14 protein-coding genes are annotated in these 14,081 nt (G+C 69.9%); 7 read left to right on the plus strand and 7 right to left on the minus strand.

Annotated elements, in window-relative coordinates:
• Positions 1 to 13: 13 nt before the first annotated feature.
• Both A5712_RS00825 and A5712_RS00830 read right to left on the minus strand, forming a co-directional pair.
• Positions 14 to 517: a TspO/MBR family protein gene (locus A5712_RS00825; protein WP_068100201.1), complete on the minus strand. Its 504-nt coding sequence runs from the start codon at positions 515 to 517 to the stop codon at positions 14 to 16.
• Positions 518 to 519: 2 nt separating this feature from the next.
• The gene (locus tag A5712_RS00830; protein WP_156766346.1) at positions 520 to 1,110 is read right to left on the minus strand and encodes a heme-binding protein; all 591 of its coding nucleotides are present in this window, start codon (positions 1,108 to 1,110) and stop codon (positions 520 to 522) included.
• Between the two features lie 192 nt (positions 1,111 to 1,302).
• Between A5712_RS00830 and A5712_RS00835 the strand changes: the two genes are divergently transcribed.
• Positions 1,303 to 3,546: an MMPL family transporter gene (locus tag A5712_RS00835; RefSeq protein WP_068100205.1), complete on the plus strand. Its 2,244-nt coding sequence runs from the start codon at positions 1,303 to 1,305 to the stop codon at positions 3,544 to 3,546.
• Here A5712_RS00835 and A5712_RS00840 read toward each other — a convergent pair.
• Positions 3,497 to 3,970, minus strand: a complete 474-nt coding sequence (locus tag A5712_RS00840) for a MarR family winged helix-turn-helix transcriptional regulator (protein ID WP_068100207.1) — start codon at positions 3,968 to 3,970, stop codon at positions 3,497 to 3,499. The two genes, A5712_RS00835 and A5712_RS00840, sit on opposite strands and share 50 nt — an antisense overlap.
• Positions 3,971 to 4,045: 75 nt before the next feature.
• Between A5712_RS00840 and A5712_RS00845 the strand changes: the two genes are divergently transcribed.
• The 4 genes from A5712_RS00845 to A5712_RS00860 all read left to right on the plus strand — a co-directional run bounded on the left by A5712_RS00845 (position 4,046) and on the right by A5712_RS00860 (position 8,546).
• Positions 4,046 to 6,109, plus strand: a complete 2,064-nt coding sequence (locus tag A5712_RS00845; RefSeq protein ID WP_068100328.1) for an MMPL family transporter — start codon at positions 4,046 to 4,048, stop codon at positions 6,107 to 6,109.
• Positions 6,106 to 6,585 carry a TspO/MBR family protein gene (locus A5712_RS00850; protein WP_068100208.1) on the plus strand — a complete coding sequence of 160 codons (480 nt, stop codon included), beginning with the start codon at positions 6,106 to 6,108 and terminating at the stop codon, positions 6,583 to 6,585. Before A5712_RS00845 ends, A5712_RS00850 begins: the two co-directional genes overlap by 4 nt.
• Before the next feature lie 3 nt (positions 6,586 to 6,588).
• Positions 6,589 to 7,920: a deoxyribodipyrimidine photo-lyase gene (locus A5712_RS00855; protein ID WP_068100210.1), complete on the plus strand. Its 1,332-nt coding sequence runs from the start codon at positions 6,589 to 6,591 to the stop codon at positions 7,918 to 7,920.
• A gap of 83 nt (positions 7,921 to 8,003) precedes the next feature.
• A complete protein-coding gene (locus tag A5712_RS00860; protein ID WP_068100212.1) occupies positions 8,004 to 8,546 on the plus strand; it encodes a DUF4333 domain-containing protein in 543 nt (180 codons plus the stop codon).
• A 6-nt stretch (positions 8,547 to 8,552) separates the two neighbouring features.
• Here the strand turns inward: A5712_RS00860 and A5712_RS00865 are convergent, their stop codons facing one another.
• A complete protein-coding gene (locus A5712_RS00865) occupies positions 8,553 to 9,290 on the minus strand; it encodes an acyltransferase (RefSeq protein ID WP_068100214.1) in 738 nt (245 codons plus the stop codon).
• Positions 9,291 to 9,330: 40 nt separating this feature from the next.
• On the opposite strand from A5712_RS00865, the gene A5712_RS00870 reads away from it, so the two are divergent.
• Together A5712_RS00870 and A5712_RS00875 are read left to right on the plus strand one after the other, a co-directional pair.
• The gene (locus A5712_RS00870) at positions 9,331 to 10,701 is read left to right on the plus strand and encodes a PQQ-binding-like beta-propeller repeat protein (RefSeq protein ID WP_369830340.1); all 1,371 of its coding nucleotides are present in this window, start codon (positions 9,331 to 9,333) and stop codon (positions 10,699 to 10,701) included.
• Positions 10,698 to 11,036 carry a hypothetical protein gene (locus A5712_RS00875; RefSeq protein WP_068100216.1) on the plus strand — a complete coding sequence of 113 codons (339 nt, stop codon included), beginning with the start codon at positions 10,698 to 10,700 and terminating at the stop codon, positions 11,034 to 11,036. The genes A5712_RS00870 and A5712_RS00875 overlap by 4 nt, the downstream gene beginning before the upstream one ends.
• Before the next feature lie 82 nt (positions 11,037 to 11,118).
• Here A5712_RS00875 and A5712_RS00880 read toward each other — a convergent pair whose 3' ends face one another.
• From A5712_RS00880 to A5712_RS00890, 3 genes are read right to left on the minus strand one after another with little or no spacing between them, the layout of a single operon-like run.
• Positions 11,119 to 11,802 carry an esterase gene (locus A5712_RS00880; protein ID WP_068100218.1) on the minus strand — a complete coding sequence of 228 codons (684 nt, stop codon included), beginning with the start codon at positions 11,800 to 11,802 and terminating at the stop codon, positions 11,119 to 11,121.
• 58 nt (positions 11,803 to 11,860) lie between these two features.
• Positions 11,861 to 13,057, minus strand: coding sequence for a class I SAM-dependent methyltransferase (locus tag A5712_RS00885; protein ID WP_231981895.1), 1,197 nt, complete (start codon positions 13,055 to 13,057; stop codon positions 11,861 to 11,863).
• Positions 13,058 to 13,096: 39 nt separating this feature from the next.
• Positions 13,097 to 14,080 carry a class I SAM-dependent methyltransferase gene (locus A5712_RS00890; RefSeq protein ID WP_068100220.1) on the minus strand — a complete coding sequence of 328 codons (984 nt, stop codon included), beginning with the start codon at positions 14,078 to 14,080 and terminating at the stop codon, positions 13,097 to 13,099.
• Position 14,081 lies beyond the last annotated feature (1 nt).

Here is a 14,081-nt window from a genome sequence, read left to right on the forward strand (position 1 = left end):
CCGCGGTCGGCCGTCACGGCGGGTCGATCCTGCGGCGGCGATTCAGCAGCCAGATGTGGGCGGACAGGGCGAAGGCGAACGCGCACCAGGCGGGATACGCCGACAGCCACACCGCGCGCCTCCCGCGCACGGCGATGGCACGCCGGGTCAGGTCGGCGCTGCTCGCGGTCAGCGCGGCGTTCACCGCGACCGCCGCCCCGAGGCGGCGACGATTGAAGAACACCCATGACCAGCCGGCATTCAGCAGCAGGTTGATCACCAGAGCACCGAGGTAGGAGCGGGCCGCCGGCGCGTTCCCACCGTCGCGCAGCCGGTCGAGGGTGACCGCGGACACCGCCGCGATGTCGGCGTACAACGCCGGCCAGATGACGGGAAACACCGACCGCGGCGGCTGGTAGGTGGGTTTGCGTAGTTGGCGGTACCACACCGACTGGGCTGCCGGGCGGGTCGCCAGGCCACCCACCGTCGCCGTCGCGATCACCGCCGCGGCGGGGGCAAAAAGTGTCGATGGGCGCATGGTCAGGCGCTCGGCTCCACCGGCACGGCAATCTCGTTGCGGCGCAGCGCCGGAACGGTCCAGGGCGGATCGTAGAACCAGGCGGTCGGCGTGTCGACGGCCTCGAATCCGGTCTCGCGCAGGGCGGTCAGCAATCGGGCGGTGTGCGCAGCGACGGCACGGCGGCTGCGGCTGCCCGTGAAGCGGTGCACGGCAACCGTCTCCGGCGGCACCGTCGCCAGCCTGACTTCTCCGTCGTCAGGCTCGGGCAGTGAGTCCAGCGTCTTTTCGGCAGGCATGAAAAAGCGGATCACCCATCGGCGCTCGCCCGCCGCCTCCTGGGCCACCGGGGCGGTCATGGCGATCTTCTCGTGGACGCGGTTGCCACCGAATATGTAACCGGCGAGTCGGCGAAACCCGGCATAGCGGGCTGCCTCCTCGTCCGCGACGACGGTCGTCTCCGCGGCGATCCGGGCACCGTAGTGCCGGAGCTCGACATCCCGGGTCAGCTGCTCTGCGGTGTAGTCCGGCTCCTTGGTGCCGTGGCGGTAGCCGACCACCGACCCCGCCGCATCGATCACCTCGCCGATCATGGCTCCCATCGATCCGAACACACCGCTCACCTCGTTCCTTGCGTATCGGGTAGTACCCAGGGCCGCGCCGGGCAATCCCCCATCCCAGGCCGCCAGCCTAGTGCAACTTCCGAATTTATTTAAGTACTTGAATGGTTAAGAATCTTAACGTAATCTCCCCAGTAGGAAGCGCCGGCCCACGCCATTCAGCGCGGATCACCACGAGGGCGGTACATGCTAACGCGAATCGCCCGACTCGCCGTCGCCGCGCCGAGACGGATCATCGGCATCACCGTCGTATTCATGATTGCCGCGGCGGTTTTCGGCATACCGGCCGCATCCAGGCTGTCCGCCGGGGGATTTCTTGACCCGGCATCCGAATCGGCCCGCGCCGCCGCGACGCTGGCCGAGAAGTTCAACCAGGGCGGCATGGATTTGGTTGTCCTGGTGAGTTCGTCGGAGGGCGCCCGAGACGGCGCCGCACAAGCCGTGGGCACCGACATCGTCCAGCAGCTTTCCCAATCACCCTTCGTCGCACAGGTCACCTCGCCCTGGGCCGCGCAGGCCAATCCGGGCTTGTTCAGCGCCGACGGAAAGACCGCGATGATCCTGGCGGCGCTCAAGGGCGACGAAAACAGCGCACCCGACCACGCCCGGACGCTGGCGAAGCGTTTCACGCGCGACCATCAGGGCGTCACGGTGCGAGCCGGAGGGTCGGCGCTGGTCTACCAACAAGTCAACCAACAGACCGAAAAAGACCTGCTGCGGATGGAAATGATCGCGATACCGCTGAGCTTCGTCGCGCTGGTGTGGGTCTTCGGCGGCTTGCTCGCGGCGGCACTGCCCGTGGCGGTGGGCGGAGTCGCGATCGTGGGGTCGCTCGCCGTGTTGCGCGCGATCGCCCTGGTCACCAACGTGTCGATCTTTGCTCTCAACGTGACGGCGGCGTTGGGATTCGCCCTGGCCGTCGACTACACGTTGCTGATCATCAGCCGGTACCGGGACGAACTGGCGCAAGGAGCCGGCCCCGACGAGGCGCTGGTGAGGACTGTGACGACCGCCGGCCGCACCGTGCTGTTCTCGGCGATCACGGTGGCCCTGGCACTCGCCGCAACCGCGCTGTTCCCGATGTACTTCCTCAAGTCCTTCGCCTACGCCGGCACCGCGGTGGTGGCGTTCGCCGCCTTGGCGGCGACGGTCCTGGCGCCGGCCACGATCGCGTTGCTCGGCGACCGGCTCGACGCGCTCAACATCTGGACGCTGGGCCGCCGGCTCCTCCGGCGCCCCGCACCCCCGCCGCGGACCTTGGAACACAGCGCCTGGTATCGGATTGCCAAAGCGGTGATGCGGCAGGCGATCCCGGTCGCTTTGGCGATCAGCGCCGTACTGCTTGCCCTGGGCGCACCGTTCCTGAACGTCAGGTGGGGCTATCCCGACGATCGGGTACTGCCGACGTCCTCGTCGGCGCGGGCCGTGAGCGACCGAATCCGCAGCGACTTCCGCACCGGTAACGAGATCAAGGTCGTCCTGCCCGACGCAGCCGGCCTCACCACCAGCGACCTGGACGACTACGCCATGCGGTTGTCCCTCGTTGCCGATGTCGCGGCGGTATCCGCGCCGACCGGCACCTTCGTTGCCGGTAAGCCAAGCGGCCCGCCGTCGGCCCCAAGCGGAATGGCAACCGGCAGCGCCTATCTGACCATTGAGAGCGCCGCGCCCCTTTACACCCGGGCGTCCGAGGCGCAATTGGACCGGCTGCACGCGATCGAACCGCCGCGAAACCAACCGGTGCAATTCACCGGGATGGCCCAAACGAATCGTGATTGCGTGCACGGCATTACGAGCCGCTTGCCGTTGGTGTTCGGATTCATTGCCGTCGTGACGCTGGTGCTGCTCTTCCTCCTCACCGGCAGCGTGCTGCTGCCGATCAAGGCGGTACTGCTCAACGTGGTCTCGCTGACGGCCGCGTTCGGCGCCCTGGTGTGGATCTTTCAAGACGGGCACCTGGGCGCGGCCGGCACCACGTCGACCGGCACGCTGGCGGCGAACGTCCCGGTGCTGATGTTCTGCATCGCGTTCGGGTTGTCGATGGATTACGAAGTGTTCCTGCTTTCCCGGATCCGCGAGTACTGGCTGGACTCACCCCGTACGCGCGCGGACAACGACGAAAGCATCGCGCTGGGTCTGGCGCGCACCGGCAGGGTGATCACCGCCGCGGCGCTGCTGATGTCGATCTCGTTCGCGGCCCTGACTTCCGCCGGGGTGTCCTTCATGCGCATGTTCGGAGTGGGCCTGACCATCGCGGTCCTGGTCGACGCGACGCTGGTGCGGATGCTGCTGGTTCCGGCCTTCATGCACGTGCTGGGCGGCCGGAACTGGTGGGCGCCCGACTCGCTGGCGCGGTGGCACCGCCGAACGTTCAGGGAGCTCAACTCAATTCGCTCTGAAAGTGGCGCATTGCGGCAATCAGCGCAGTGAAGACCCGGTGGGCCGCGGCCAGGTCCTCGTCGGACAGGTCGCCCAGCGCGGCTCGGGTGTGCAGTCCCAGGGGGGTGAAGAACGAGCGGGCGGTGTCCAGCCCGGGATCCGAGTAGCGCAGGATGACCTTTCGGCGGTCCTCGGCGTGGGTGTCGCGGCGAATGTGCCCGGAATTGATCATCCGCTCCACCAGGTAGGTGATCGCCGCCGCCGACAGGCCCATCTTCTGACGTAACTCCCCCGAGGTCAGCGGGGCTCCCGCCGTCTCGGCCACCAGAATATGCAGCAAGGCGCGAAAGTCGCTGGGGCCCAACTGGTGCGCCGCGGCGAAGACGCGACCCATCTGGTCGGATTCGGCGGTCAGGGCACGCGCGTCGGCCGCGATCAGCGCCTCGAGCTGAACACGGTCGGTGGTGGCTTCCATCAGAATCGCAGCATACCGCGCCAAACCGAGATTGTTAACTTGATTAATGGTTAAGTGACTGAAATACTCGCGATCGTGAGTTGGGACGCCCTCGCCGCTGCCGTAACGGGCCGGCGTTCCTGGCTGACCGGATTGGCCGCGCTCCTGCTGGGTATTGGCTTCATGGTGCTCATCGGCGGAAACGCGGCGGCGGGCCGGGCGCCGCTGTCGGTGCCTTCGGCGTCCGATTCCGCGAAGGTCGACGCGCTGTCCCGGCAGTTCCCGGGTGGCGACCGCAGCCCGCTGATCCTCGTGGTCAGCCGCGCCGACGGCGCGGTGCTGGGCCCGCCGGACGTCGGTGCCGCCCAAGCTGCCCACGACCGGATGCGCGGGCAGGGCCACGACGCCGACCCCGCACCGGTCGTCGTCTCGGCCGACGGCAGGGCGGCCATCGGCACGGTCGCGGTGGACGCCCGCCTGTCCGGGCTGGCCTTGAACGACGCGGTGGTGGCCCTTCGCGCCGCGGCGAGCGACGGCCTGCCCGCCGGCCTTCATGCTTTTGTCACCGGGGGTCCGGCCTTCGGCGCCGACATCGCCAACGCGTTCACCGACGCCAACATCACCCTGCTGGCGGTGACGGCGTCGGTGGTGGCACTGCTGCTGATCGCGACCTACCGTTCACCGCTGCTGTGGATGGCGCCCCTGCTGGTGATCGGGTTCGCCGACCGAGTCGCAGCGGCGGTCGGCACCGGGGTCGCGGCACTGACCGGGCTCAGCTTCGACGGTGCCACCTCCGGGATCACCAGCGTGCTGGTGTTCGGCGCCGGCACCAACTACGCGCTGCTGCTGATTTCCCGCTACCGGCAAGAGCTTTCGTGCCACCCCGAGCATCGACAGGCGCTGCGGAGGGCGGTGCGGATGGCCGGACCGGCCATCCTCGCCAGCAACGCCACGGTGGTGCTGGCGTTGCTGACCCTCCTGTTCGCGCTGACACCCAGTACCCGCAGCCTGGGCGCCCTGGCGGCGTGCGGCCTCGCGGTCGCGGCGCTGTCGGTCCTGGTGGTGCTGCCGCCGGTGCTCGCCCTGTGCGGACGCCGCTTGTTCTGGCCCTTCGTCCCGCGGGCGGGTGACGGTGCCACGCTCGATTCGGGGCCGTGGCACGCAGTCGCGCAATGGGTGGCCCGGCGTCCGGCCGTGGTGGCGGCGTTCGCGGTGGCGCTGCTGGCGGTGCTCGCGACCGGCCTGCTGGGCACCCGGGTCGGCTTGTCGCAGATCGAGCAGTTCCGGGTCCGGGCCGACTCGGTGTGCGGGTATCAGATTGTGGCGGAGCACTTTCCGGGCGGTGTGTCCGGCCCCACGCTGGTGATGGCGCCTTCCGCCGACGCGGGCCGGGTGCAGCGGGCGATCGATTCCACACCCGGTGTGGTGTCGGCGTCCGAGACGGGGCGGTCGACGACCGGGTTGACCAAGTGGTCCGTCGTGATCGACGCGCCGCCGTCATCCGGCCGCGCCTTCGAAATCGTGACCGCGCTGCGGGATTCGACCAGGGCCGCCGCTCCCGCAGCGCTGGTCGGCGGCGCCGACGCGCAGGCGCTGGACGTCCGCGACGCCGCCGCGCACGATCGGCGGGTGCTGATCCCGGCGATTCTGGCGGTGATCCTGGCCGTTTTGTATGCGCTGCTGCGATCGGCCCTGGCGCCGCCGACCCTGCTCGCCGCGACGATTCTCGGCGCGCTCGCCGCGCTGGGCCTCGGCGGTTGGGCCAGCGCGCACGTCTTCGGTTTCCCCGCGCTGGACAACAGCACCCCGCTGTACGCGTTCCTCTTCTTGGCCGCCCTCGGCGTGGACTACACCATCTTCCTGGTCACCCGCGCTCGGGAGGAGGCCGCGCGCCACGGCGCGCGCGACGGCATGGTGCGCGCGGTATCGGCCACCGGCGGCGTCATCACCAGCGCGGGCATCGTCTTGGCGGCCGTCTTCTGCGTGCTGGGGATCCTGCCCTTGATCGTGCTGACGCAGCTGGGCATCATCGTCGGTCTCGGCATCCTGCTCGACACCTTCGTCGTGCGCACCCTGGTCATCCCCGCGCTGTTCACCCTTATCGGCGACCGCATCTGGTGGCCCACCGATCCCACCCAACCGAAAGGAAGCACAGCGTGAAACCTTCGACCGTGGCCGCGACGGCCCTGGCCGTCGCCGTTGCCGCCGGCACCGGAAGCATCGCCAGCCCAAACCGCGTGCCCGCCTGGTACTCCCGGCTTCGCAAGCCGCCCTATCAGCCGCCCGGCGTCGCCTTCCCCGTCGTCTGGACCGCGCTGTACACCGATATCGCGGCGACGTCCGCGGTGGCCATCGACCGGTTGCGCGCGGCCGGGCGGCACGACGAGGCGCGCCGCTACGCCGCGGCGCTCGGGCTGAACCTGTCGCTGAACGCCGGATGGAGCTGGCTGTTCTTCCGCTATCACAAGCTCGGCGCCTCCGCGCTCGGCGCCGCGGTGCTGGCAGTCAGCAGCGCCGACCTCGCGCGCCGGGCCGCGCGGGCGGACGGCAAGGCCGGAGCAGCACTGTCCCCCTACCCGCTGTGGTGCGCCTTCGCCACCGTCCTGTCCACCCACATCTGGCGGCTCAACCGCTGAATCATGCCGACGCTGTTATGGTTTCGCCGCGACCTGCGGTTGCGCGATCACCCCGCACTGGCCGCCGCCGCCCAAAGCGGCGAGGAAGTGCTCGCCTGCTTCGTCCTCGATCCGAGGCTGGAGGCCTCGTCGGGGCGGCGCCGGCTGCAATTCTTGGGTGACTCGCTGCGCCGCCTGCGCGACGACCTCGACGGTCGGCTGCTGGTGACCCGCGGACGGCCCGAGACGTTGATCCCCCGCATCGCCAAGGAGATCGGCGCCTCCTCGGTGCACATCTCGGAGGATTTCGCGCCCTACGGAAGGCGCCGCGACCAACGTGTCGGCGCAGCACTGGATTCCGTGCCGTTGGTGGCGACGGGCTCGCCGTACCTGGTTTCACCCGGGCGCGTCACGAAGCAGGACGGCTCCCCTTATCAGGTGTTCACACCGTTTTTGCGCCAGTGGCGCGACGTCGGCTGGCGGACGCCGGCGAAATCGGGCGCCGCCTCCGCGCGCTGGCTCGACCCGGGGCGGCTGGGGATCGAGCAGTGCGAGATCCCCGACCCCGGCGCCGCGCTCGACGTGGCGGCGGGCGAGGCCTCGGCGCGCCGGCTCTGGAAGTCGTTCGTGGACAACGCGTTACAGCGCTACGGCCAGGACCGCGATCGGCCGGACCTGGCGGGCACCAGCCGGATGTCGGCGTACCTGAAATTCGGCTGCATCCATCCCCGCACCATGGTCGCCGACCTCGACCTGCGTGGCGCCGGCGCGCAAGCCTTCCTGCGGGAGTTGGCATTTCGCGACTTCTACGCCGACGTGCTGTTCCACCGGCCGGCCAGCGCGTGGCGCAACTGGAACGCGCGGTTCGACGACATCCCCACCGACACGGGGCCCGACGCCAAGCGCCGCTTCGAGGCCTGGACGTCCGGCCGAACCGGGTTTCCCATCGTCGACGCCGGAATGCGCCAGCTTCGCGAGACCGGCTTCATGCATAACCGGGTCCGGATGATCACCGCGTCGTTTCTGGTCAAGGACCTTCACCTGCCGTGGCAGTGGGGCGCCGAATGGTTCCTGGATCAGCTCGTCGACGGCGACATGGCCAACAACCAGCACGGCTGGCAGTGGTGCGCCGGATCGGGCACCGACGCGGCCCCGTACTTCCGGGTCTTCAACCCGACCACGCAGGGCGAGAAGTTCGATCCGTCCGGCGACTACATCCGGCGCTGGGTTCCCGAATTGCGCGGAGCCGACGACCCGCACCTGCGGAAAGGCGAACGGCCGCAGGGATACCCGGCACCGATCGTCGACCACGGCGCCGAACGCGCCGAAGCCTTAAGGCGCTATCACAGCATCTGAGCGATTCCTTGGACCCGAAGCTGGTTGGCATGCAATTATCAGCCGACTCACAGTTGTCGTCGATTTCGCCCACGGGAGGCGCCATGGCTCGCTCGATCGTTCGGACGTTGTTGGTGGCGGGCGCGGCCGCCGGGGTGATGGCCGGCGCCGGCGCCTGTTCGTGTTCGGTCTCATCGAAGCACGCCGTCAGCAAGGGCGACGTCGCCAACCAGATCACCGCCAAGCTGACCGACGCCGCCGGCAACAAGCCCGAATCGGTCGACTGCCCGAACGACCTGCCGGCCTCGGTCGGGGCGCAGCTCAACTGCACGATGAAGGTCAAAGACCAGACCTTCAACGTCAACGTCACGGTGACCAGCGTCAACGGCAACGACGTCAAGTTCGACATGGTCGAGACGGTCGACAAGAACCAGGTCGCGAAGATCCTCAGCAACAAGCTGACCCAGCAAGTCGGCCGCAAGCCCGACTCGGTGACGTGCCCGGACAACCTGAAGGGCGTCGAGGGCGCGACGCTGCGCTGCGAGCTCACCGACGGCGGACAGAAGTACGGCATTGCGGTCACCGTCACCGGCGTCGACGCGGGCGACGTCAGCTTCGACTACAAGGTCGACGATCATCCCGAATAAAGCGGGCTAGCGCGCCGCCTTCTTGCGTTCGATATCCGCCAGCGCGGCCGCCAGTTCGGCGCGCTGCGCGGCCGAGCTCTCCCAGGACAGCTGGCGGTTCTTGACCACCTTGGCCGGTGCGCCGACCGCGATCGAGTAGTCGGGGATGACGCCGCGCACCACCGCGTGCGACCCCAGCACGCAGCCCCGCCCGACGGAGGTGCCGCGCAGCACGGTCACCTTGACCCCGACCCAGGTGTCCGGCCCGATCCGGACCGGGGACTTGACGATGCCCTGATCCTTGATCGGCATGTTGATGTCGTCCATGCGGTGATCGAAATCGCAGACGTAGCACCAGTCGGCCATCAACACCGAATCGCCGAGCTCGATGTCGAGGTAGGTGTTGATGACGTTGTCGCGGCCGAGCACCACCTTGTCGCCGAACCGCAGCGAGCCCTCGTGCGCGCGGATGGTGTTCTTGTCGCCGATGTGCACCCAGCGGCCGATCTCCATCTCCGACAGCTCCGGTGTCGCGTGGATCTCCACGCCCTTGCCCAAAAACACCATGCCGCGGGTGATGATGTGCGGGTTGGCCAGCTTGAATTTCAGCAGCCGCCAGTAGCGCACCAGGTACCACGGGGTGTAGGCCCGGTTGGCCAGCACCCACTTCAGCGAGGCCAGCGTGAGGAACTTGGCCTGGCGGGGGTCGCGCAGGTTCGATCCACGCCAGCGGCGGTGAAGCGGAGCATTCCACATGCTCGTCATGGCCGGAAAGCCTATCGGAGCCGTCAGGGGTTACCCTCACCTGTACTCGCTCGCTGCCCCGCAACGTAGAAGGACTTGGAAACCCGAGGTGCTTGCCCGACATCTCCTGCGTGGGCTTCGGCGTGGCTCGTGCGCCGCCTTGGCGGCCGGGCTCGCGGTCGGGCTCGGCGGCTGCGGCAACACCGACTCGTGGGTGGACGCCTCGCCCGCGCAGGGCTGGCCGGCGCAATACGGCGACGCCGCCAACAGCAGCTACACCGCGACCGGCGGCGCCACCAAGCTGTCGCTGCAGTGGACGCGGTCGGTCAAGGGCAGCCTCGGGTCCGGCGCCGCGCTGAGCGCGCGCAGCTATCTCGCGGTGAACGCGCAGACCCCGGCCGGCTGTTCGCTGATGGAGTGGGAGGCCAATAACAACGGCCGCCAACGCTGGTGTGTGCGGCTGGTGCAGGGCGGCGGCTTCGCCGGCCCGCTGTTCGACGGCTTCGACAACCTGTACGTCGGCCAGCCGGGCACCTTCTTCTCGTTTCCGGTGACCCAGTGGACGCGGTGGCGCCAGCCCGTGATCGGGATGCCCACCACCCCAAGGTTTCTGGGCCACGGCCAGCTGCTCGTCACCACGCACCTGGGACAGGTGCTGGTTTTCGACTCGCACCGCGGCGAGGTGGTCGGCAGCCCACTCGATCTGGTCGAGGGCGTCGACCCCACCGACGCGACGCGCGGGTTGGCCGATTGCGCGCCCGCCCGGCCGGGCTGCCCGGTCGCCGCGGCTCCGGCCTACTCACCGGTCAACGGGACCGCGGTGCTCGGCGTCTGGCAGCCCGGCGCCCCGGCCGCCGGGCTGGTCGGGCTGAAGTACCACCCGGGCCAGACGCCGCTCATCACCCGGGACTGGACCAGCGACGCCGTCGGCGCCGGTGTCATCGCCAGCCCGGTGCTGTCCGCCGACGGCTCGACCGTCTACGTCAACGGCCGCGACCAACGGCTGTGGGCCCTGCACGCGGCCGACGGGAAGCCGAAATGGTCTGCGCCACTTGGCTTTCTGGCGCAGACGCCGCCCGCGGTCACCCCGCAGGGGCTGATCGTGTCGGGCGGCGGCCCCGACACGCGGCTGGCGGCGTTCAAGGACGCCGGGGATCACGCCGACCCGGCGTGGCGCCGCGACGACGCGACGCCGCTGTCGTCGTCGAGCCTGGCCGGCGGCGGCGCCGGGTACGTGGTCGTCGGCGGTCCACCCGCGGACGGCGCGCCCGGGATGTCGGTGCTGGTGTTCGATCCGGGCAACGGGCGCACGCTGGGCAGCTATCCGCTTCCGGCGGCCAGCGGGTATCCCGTCGGGGTGTCGGTGGGCAACGATCGCCGGGTGGTGGCCGCCACCAGCGACGGTCAGGTCTATGGATTCGGGCCGGCATGAGCGCGCGCAGCCGCCCCGCCGACGTCGTCGCGACCGTCGTCCTGCTCATCGTGCACGGATTGCTGCTGGCGGCGACGTATGTGCTGCTGGGCCTGTTCGTGATGGGCACCGACCCGTGCGGCGCCGTCAAGTGCGGCGACCCCGCCTGGATCGACCGCGCCATGATGCTGGGGGTCTGGGGCGGCGCCGCCGTCCTGGTCGCCGACGTCGCCGTCGCGGTGGCCCTGCTCATCCGGCGCCGAACGGCCTTTTTCGTCCCGATCGTCGGTTGTGTGGCGCAGGTCGTGCTGGCGATCGGCGCCGCGGCGATCGAGACGCTGGCCGGGCCCGTCTGAGCCGGCTACACCTTCGAGTGCGAATTCGCGGCTTTGCTTGTGCGGCTGGGGCGACGCGCGTCGGCGTGTCGCCGCCCAGGACTCACACGGCGAGCGGCGGGATGGCGCTGCGCGGCACCTGCGCCTGGGTGGGGCCGCCGAACGACGGCAGCATCTCGCCGGGGGCGAAGTAGAAGATCAGCTGGTCGTCGGTGATCGCGAAGTTCTGGTAGTGCGACGGGTCGAGCCCGGTCGACGGCAAGATCACCGCGCCCAGCGGGTTTTGCCGGTTCAGGTCACGCTGGACGATGGGAAAGATGCTGTCCAGCGGCGTCGTGCCCGGCGCGAACAGGTTGTCGAAGGTGATGGGCTGCTTGGCCCCCAGGTTGTAGTTGAACGCCTTGTACCAGGTGGTCGGCCGGGAACCGCCCAGGTCCTGGAAGAACTTCAGCACGACGCTGCGGGTGTTGTGCGGCGGCTGTCCGGCGGTGTGTTGCTCGGTGGTGGCCTCCATTTGGTAGGGCTGGTCGCGCGTGCCGGAGCCCTGCGCGACGTTGACGAACCCGTCGCGGTTCTGCGTGAGGTAGTCGACCAGCGCCTGCTCGTCGGGGTAGTCGGCGGGGAACGTCATGTTCAGCATGTAGGTGGGGCCGGTGGCGTGCACCTGACACATCTGGCCGGCCTCCACGGTGCCGCCCAGGCTGGCGCACGACGCCGGTTCCGCGCCCGCCGGGACCATAAAAGCCACCGCGGCAGCCAGCACCGCGGCCGCTATCAGGTAACGCATCGTGAATTGTCCTCGCGAGATTTAGGGCGGGGCGCCTACCAGGTGTGACGCAGCCAGCCTACCGGGACGCCCGGCAGACGAAGGCGGTCGCGCGGCCGGCGGCCCCGGCGCCGATGCGGGTGATGACAACCGACAGCGGCCGGTCTCCGCGCGGACGCAGCCGGCGCCGCAGCGCGTCGGGGTCGACGCGCACCCCGCGGACCAGGATCTCGAGCGCCCCGCAGCCCAGCGCCGCCAGGGCCTGCCGCAGCCGGCGCTCGTCGAACGCCAGCTGCTCGAGCACCTCGAAACCCCGGACCCCCGGCGGCAGCCGGTCCCCGGACAGGTAGGCGATCTCGGGGTCGAGTTGCCATAGCCCGTGCCGGGCGGCGTAGTGGCGCACGAGACCGGCCCGCACGACGGCTCCGTCCGGGTCGACGATCCACCGCCCGGGCGCGCCCACCGGGCAGTCGTCCGGTTCGGTGTCGGTGAGCTGTTCCCCGCGATCTAGGACGCTCGCCCGCCGGCGCACCCCCGCCCGCGACAGCCCGGCCGGCCACAGGCACGCTTCCCGCACCGACCCCTGATACGACGTCACCTCGATTTCGCCGTCGAAACCGAGACGGCTCAGTTCGTCGAAATCTATTCCAGGGGCGCACTTTACGACGAGGTCACGGTCGGAGTAGGTGTCCAGCACCCGGCCCAGGGCGGGTGCGTAGTCGTCGACGCGCATCCGCCGCCGTCCCCCGAGGCGGCGCGCCGGGTCGACCAGCACCACCGTGTCGCGGGTCACCGGGTGCAGCGCGTCGGCGCGGCACAGGCCGATCGCGGCGCCCAGGTTGTGCCGCGCCATCGCGAGGCGCACCGCGTCGATGTCGCTGCCCACCGCGCGCACACCCGCGGCGCGCAGCGCGGCCAGCTCGGTGCCGATCGAACAGGTCGCGTCGTGCACCGCCACGCCCGCCTGGGCCAGCCGCGACGCGCGGTGCAACGCCACCGGCGCGGCGGTGGCCTGCTGCAGCGCCTCGTCGGTGAACAACCAGCCGGAGACCTCCAGCTGCCCGAGTTTGTCCAAGGCGCGGCGACGCAGCAACGTCGTCTCGACCAGCACCGGCGCCCGGTCACCGAACCGGGTGCGCACGGCCGCGATGTCGGCGACCCGCGTCGCGTCGGTCAGCTCGAGTTCGGCGACGGCCGCCAGGGCCGCGGCACCCGGTTCCGAGCGCAGGTAGCTGACGTCATCGGTGCTGATTTCGATTGCCCGACTCCTCCTCACGCCGCTGCGCGGCCTGCATCGTCGCCGGGCGGCGCCCACTCAGGAGGGTTTGACCCCCGTGACCATCACGTTGTAGAACCAGCCCTTCGGCACCACGTGCCGCCACACGTTGGCGTCCACCCAGCTCAGCGTCTTCCAGCCGTTGAAGGCGAATTTCGCCCAGCCCCAGCCCAGCCGCCCCGGCGGGACCGCGCACTCGAACGTGCGAAGCGGCCAGCCCAGCATCGCGGCGGTGAACTCGACGGTGGCGGTCCGGACGTCGACGGCGCCGGCACCCTCCGCCATCCGCTCCAGGTCTCCCGGCGCGAACGTGTGCAGGTCGACCAGCGCCTCCAGCGCCGCCGCGCGCGACGACTCGTCCAGCTCGGCCTGCGGGCGCCGCCAGCCGCGCAGGCCGGGCAACCGGGTGACGTTGGTGACGACCCGCCAGGTCAGCGTCGAGAGGGCGCGGGCGTAGACCTCGCCGGCATTGCTCGGCTCGCCGGCGAAGACGAACCGGCCGCCGGGACGCAGCACCCGGACCACCTCGCGCAGCGAGAGCTCCACGTCGGGGATGTGGTGCAGCACCGCGTGGCCGACGACCAGGTCGAAGGTGTTGTCCTCGTACGGGATGCCCTCGGCGTCGGCGACGCGGCCGTCGATGTCCAGGCCCAGCGATTGGCCGTTGCGGGTGGCGACCTTGACCATGCCGGGCGACAGGTCGGTGACCGACCCGCGCCGCGCCACCCCGGACTGGATCAGGTTGAGCAGGAAAAAGCCGGTCCCGCAACCTAATTCGAGCGCCCGATCATAGGGCAGCTCCCTGAGCACCTGGTCCGGCACGGTGGCGTCGAAGCAGTCCCGGGCGTACTCGACGCACCGCTGGTCGTAGGAAATCGACCATTTCTCGTCGTAGTTCTCCGCTTCCCAGTCGTGGTAGAGAACCTGGGCCAGCTTGCTGTCATGCCGCGCCGCCTCCACCTGCTCGGCGGTGGCATGCGGGTTGGGAACGGCGTCGCCTGAGATCCCGGTACTCGTCGTCATG

The sequence above is a fragment of the Mycobacterium sp. E2327 genome, assembly GCF_001672675.1.
Lineage (GTDB): Bacteria > Actinomycetota > Actinomycetes > Mycobacteriales > Mycobacteriaceae > Mycobacterium.

Excerpts from the sequence above, each read along its gene's own strand:
- A5712_RS00825 (WP_068100201.1), bottom strand. The coding sequence starts at position 517 with ATGCGCCCATCGACACTTTTTGCCCCCGCCGCGGCGGTGATCGCGACG.
- A5712_RS00835 (WP_068100205.1), top strand. The coding sequence starts at position 1,303 with ATGCTAACGCGAATCGCCCGACTCGCCGTCGCCGCGCCGAGACGGATC.
- A5712_RS00840 (WP_068100207.1), bottom strand. The coding sequence starts at position 3,970 with ATGGAAGCCACCACCGACCGTGTTCAGCTCGAGGCGCTGATCGCGGCC.
- A5712_RS00855 (WP_068100210.1), top strand. The coding sequence starts at position 6,589 with ATGCCGACGCTGTTATGGTTTCGCCGCGACCTGCGGTTGCGCGATCAC.
- A5712_RS00860 (WP_068100212.1), top strand. The coding sequence starts at position 8,004 with ATGGCTCGCTCGATCGTTCGGACGTTGTTGGTGGCGGGCGCGGCCGCC.
- A5712_RS00865 (WP_068100214.1), bottom strand. The coding sequence starts at position 9,290 with ATGACGAGCATGTGGAATGCTCCGCTTCACCGCCGCTGGCGTGGATCG.
- A5712_RS00875 (WP_068100216.1), top strand. The coding sequence starts at position 10,698 with ATGAGCGCGCGCAGCCGCCCCGCCGACGTCGTCGCGACCGTCGTCCTG.
- A5712_RS00880 (WP_068100218.1), bottom strand. The coding sequence starts at position 11,802 with ATGCGTTACCTGATAGCGGCCGCGGTGCTGGCTGCCGCGGTGGCTTTT.
- A5712_RS00890 (WP_068100220.1), bottom strand. The coding sequence starts at position 14,080 with ATGACGACGAGTACCGGGATCTCAGGCGACGCCGTTCCCAACCCGCAT.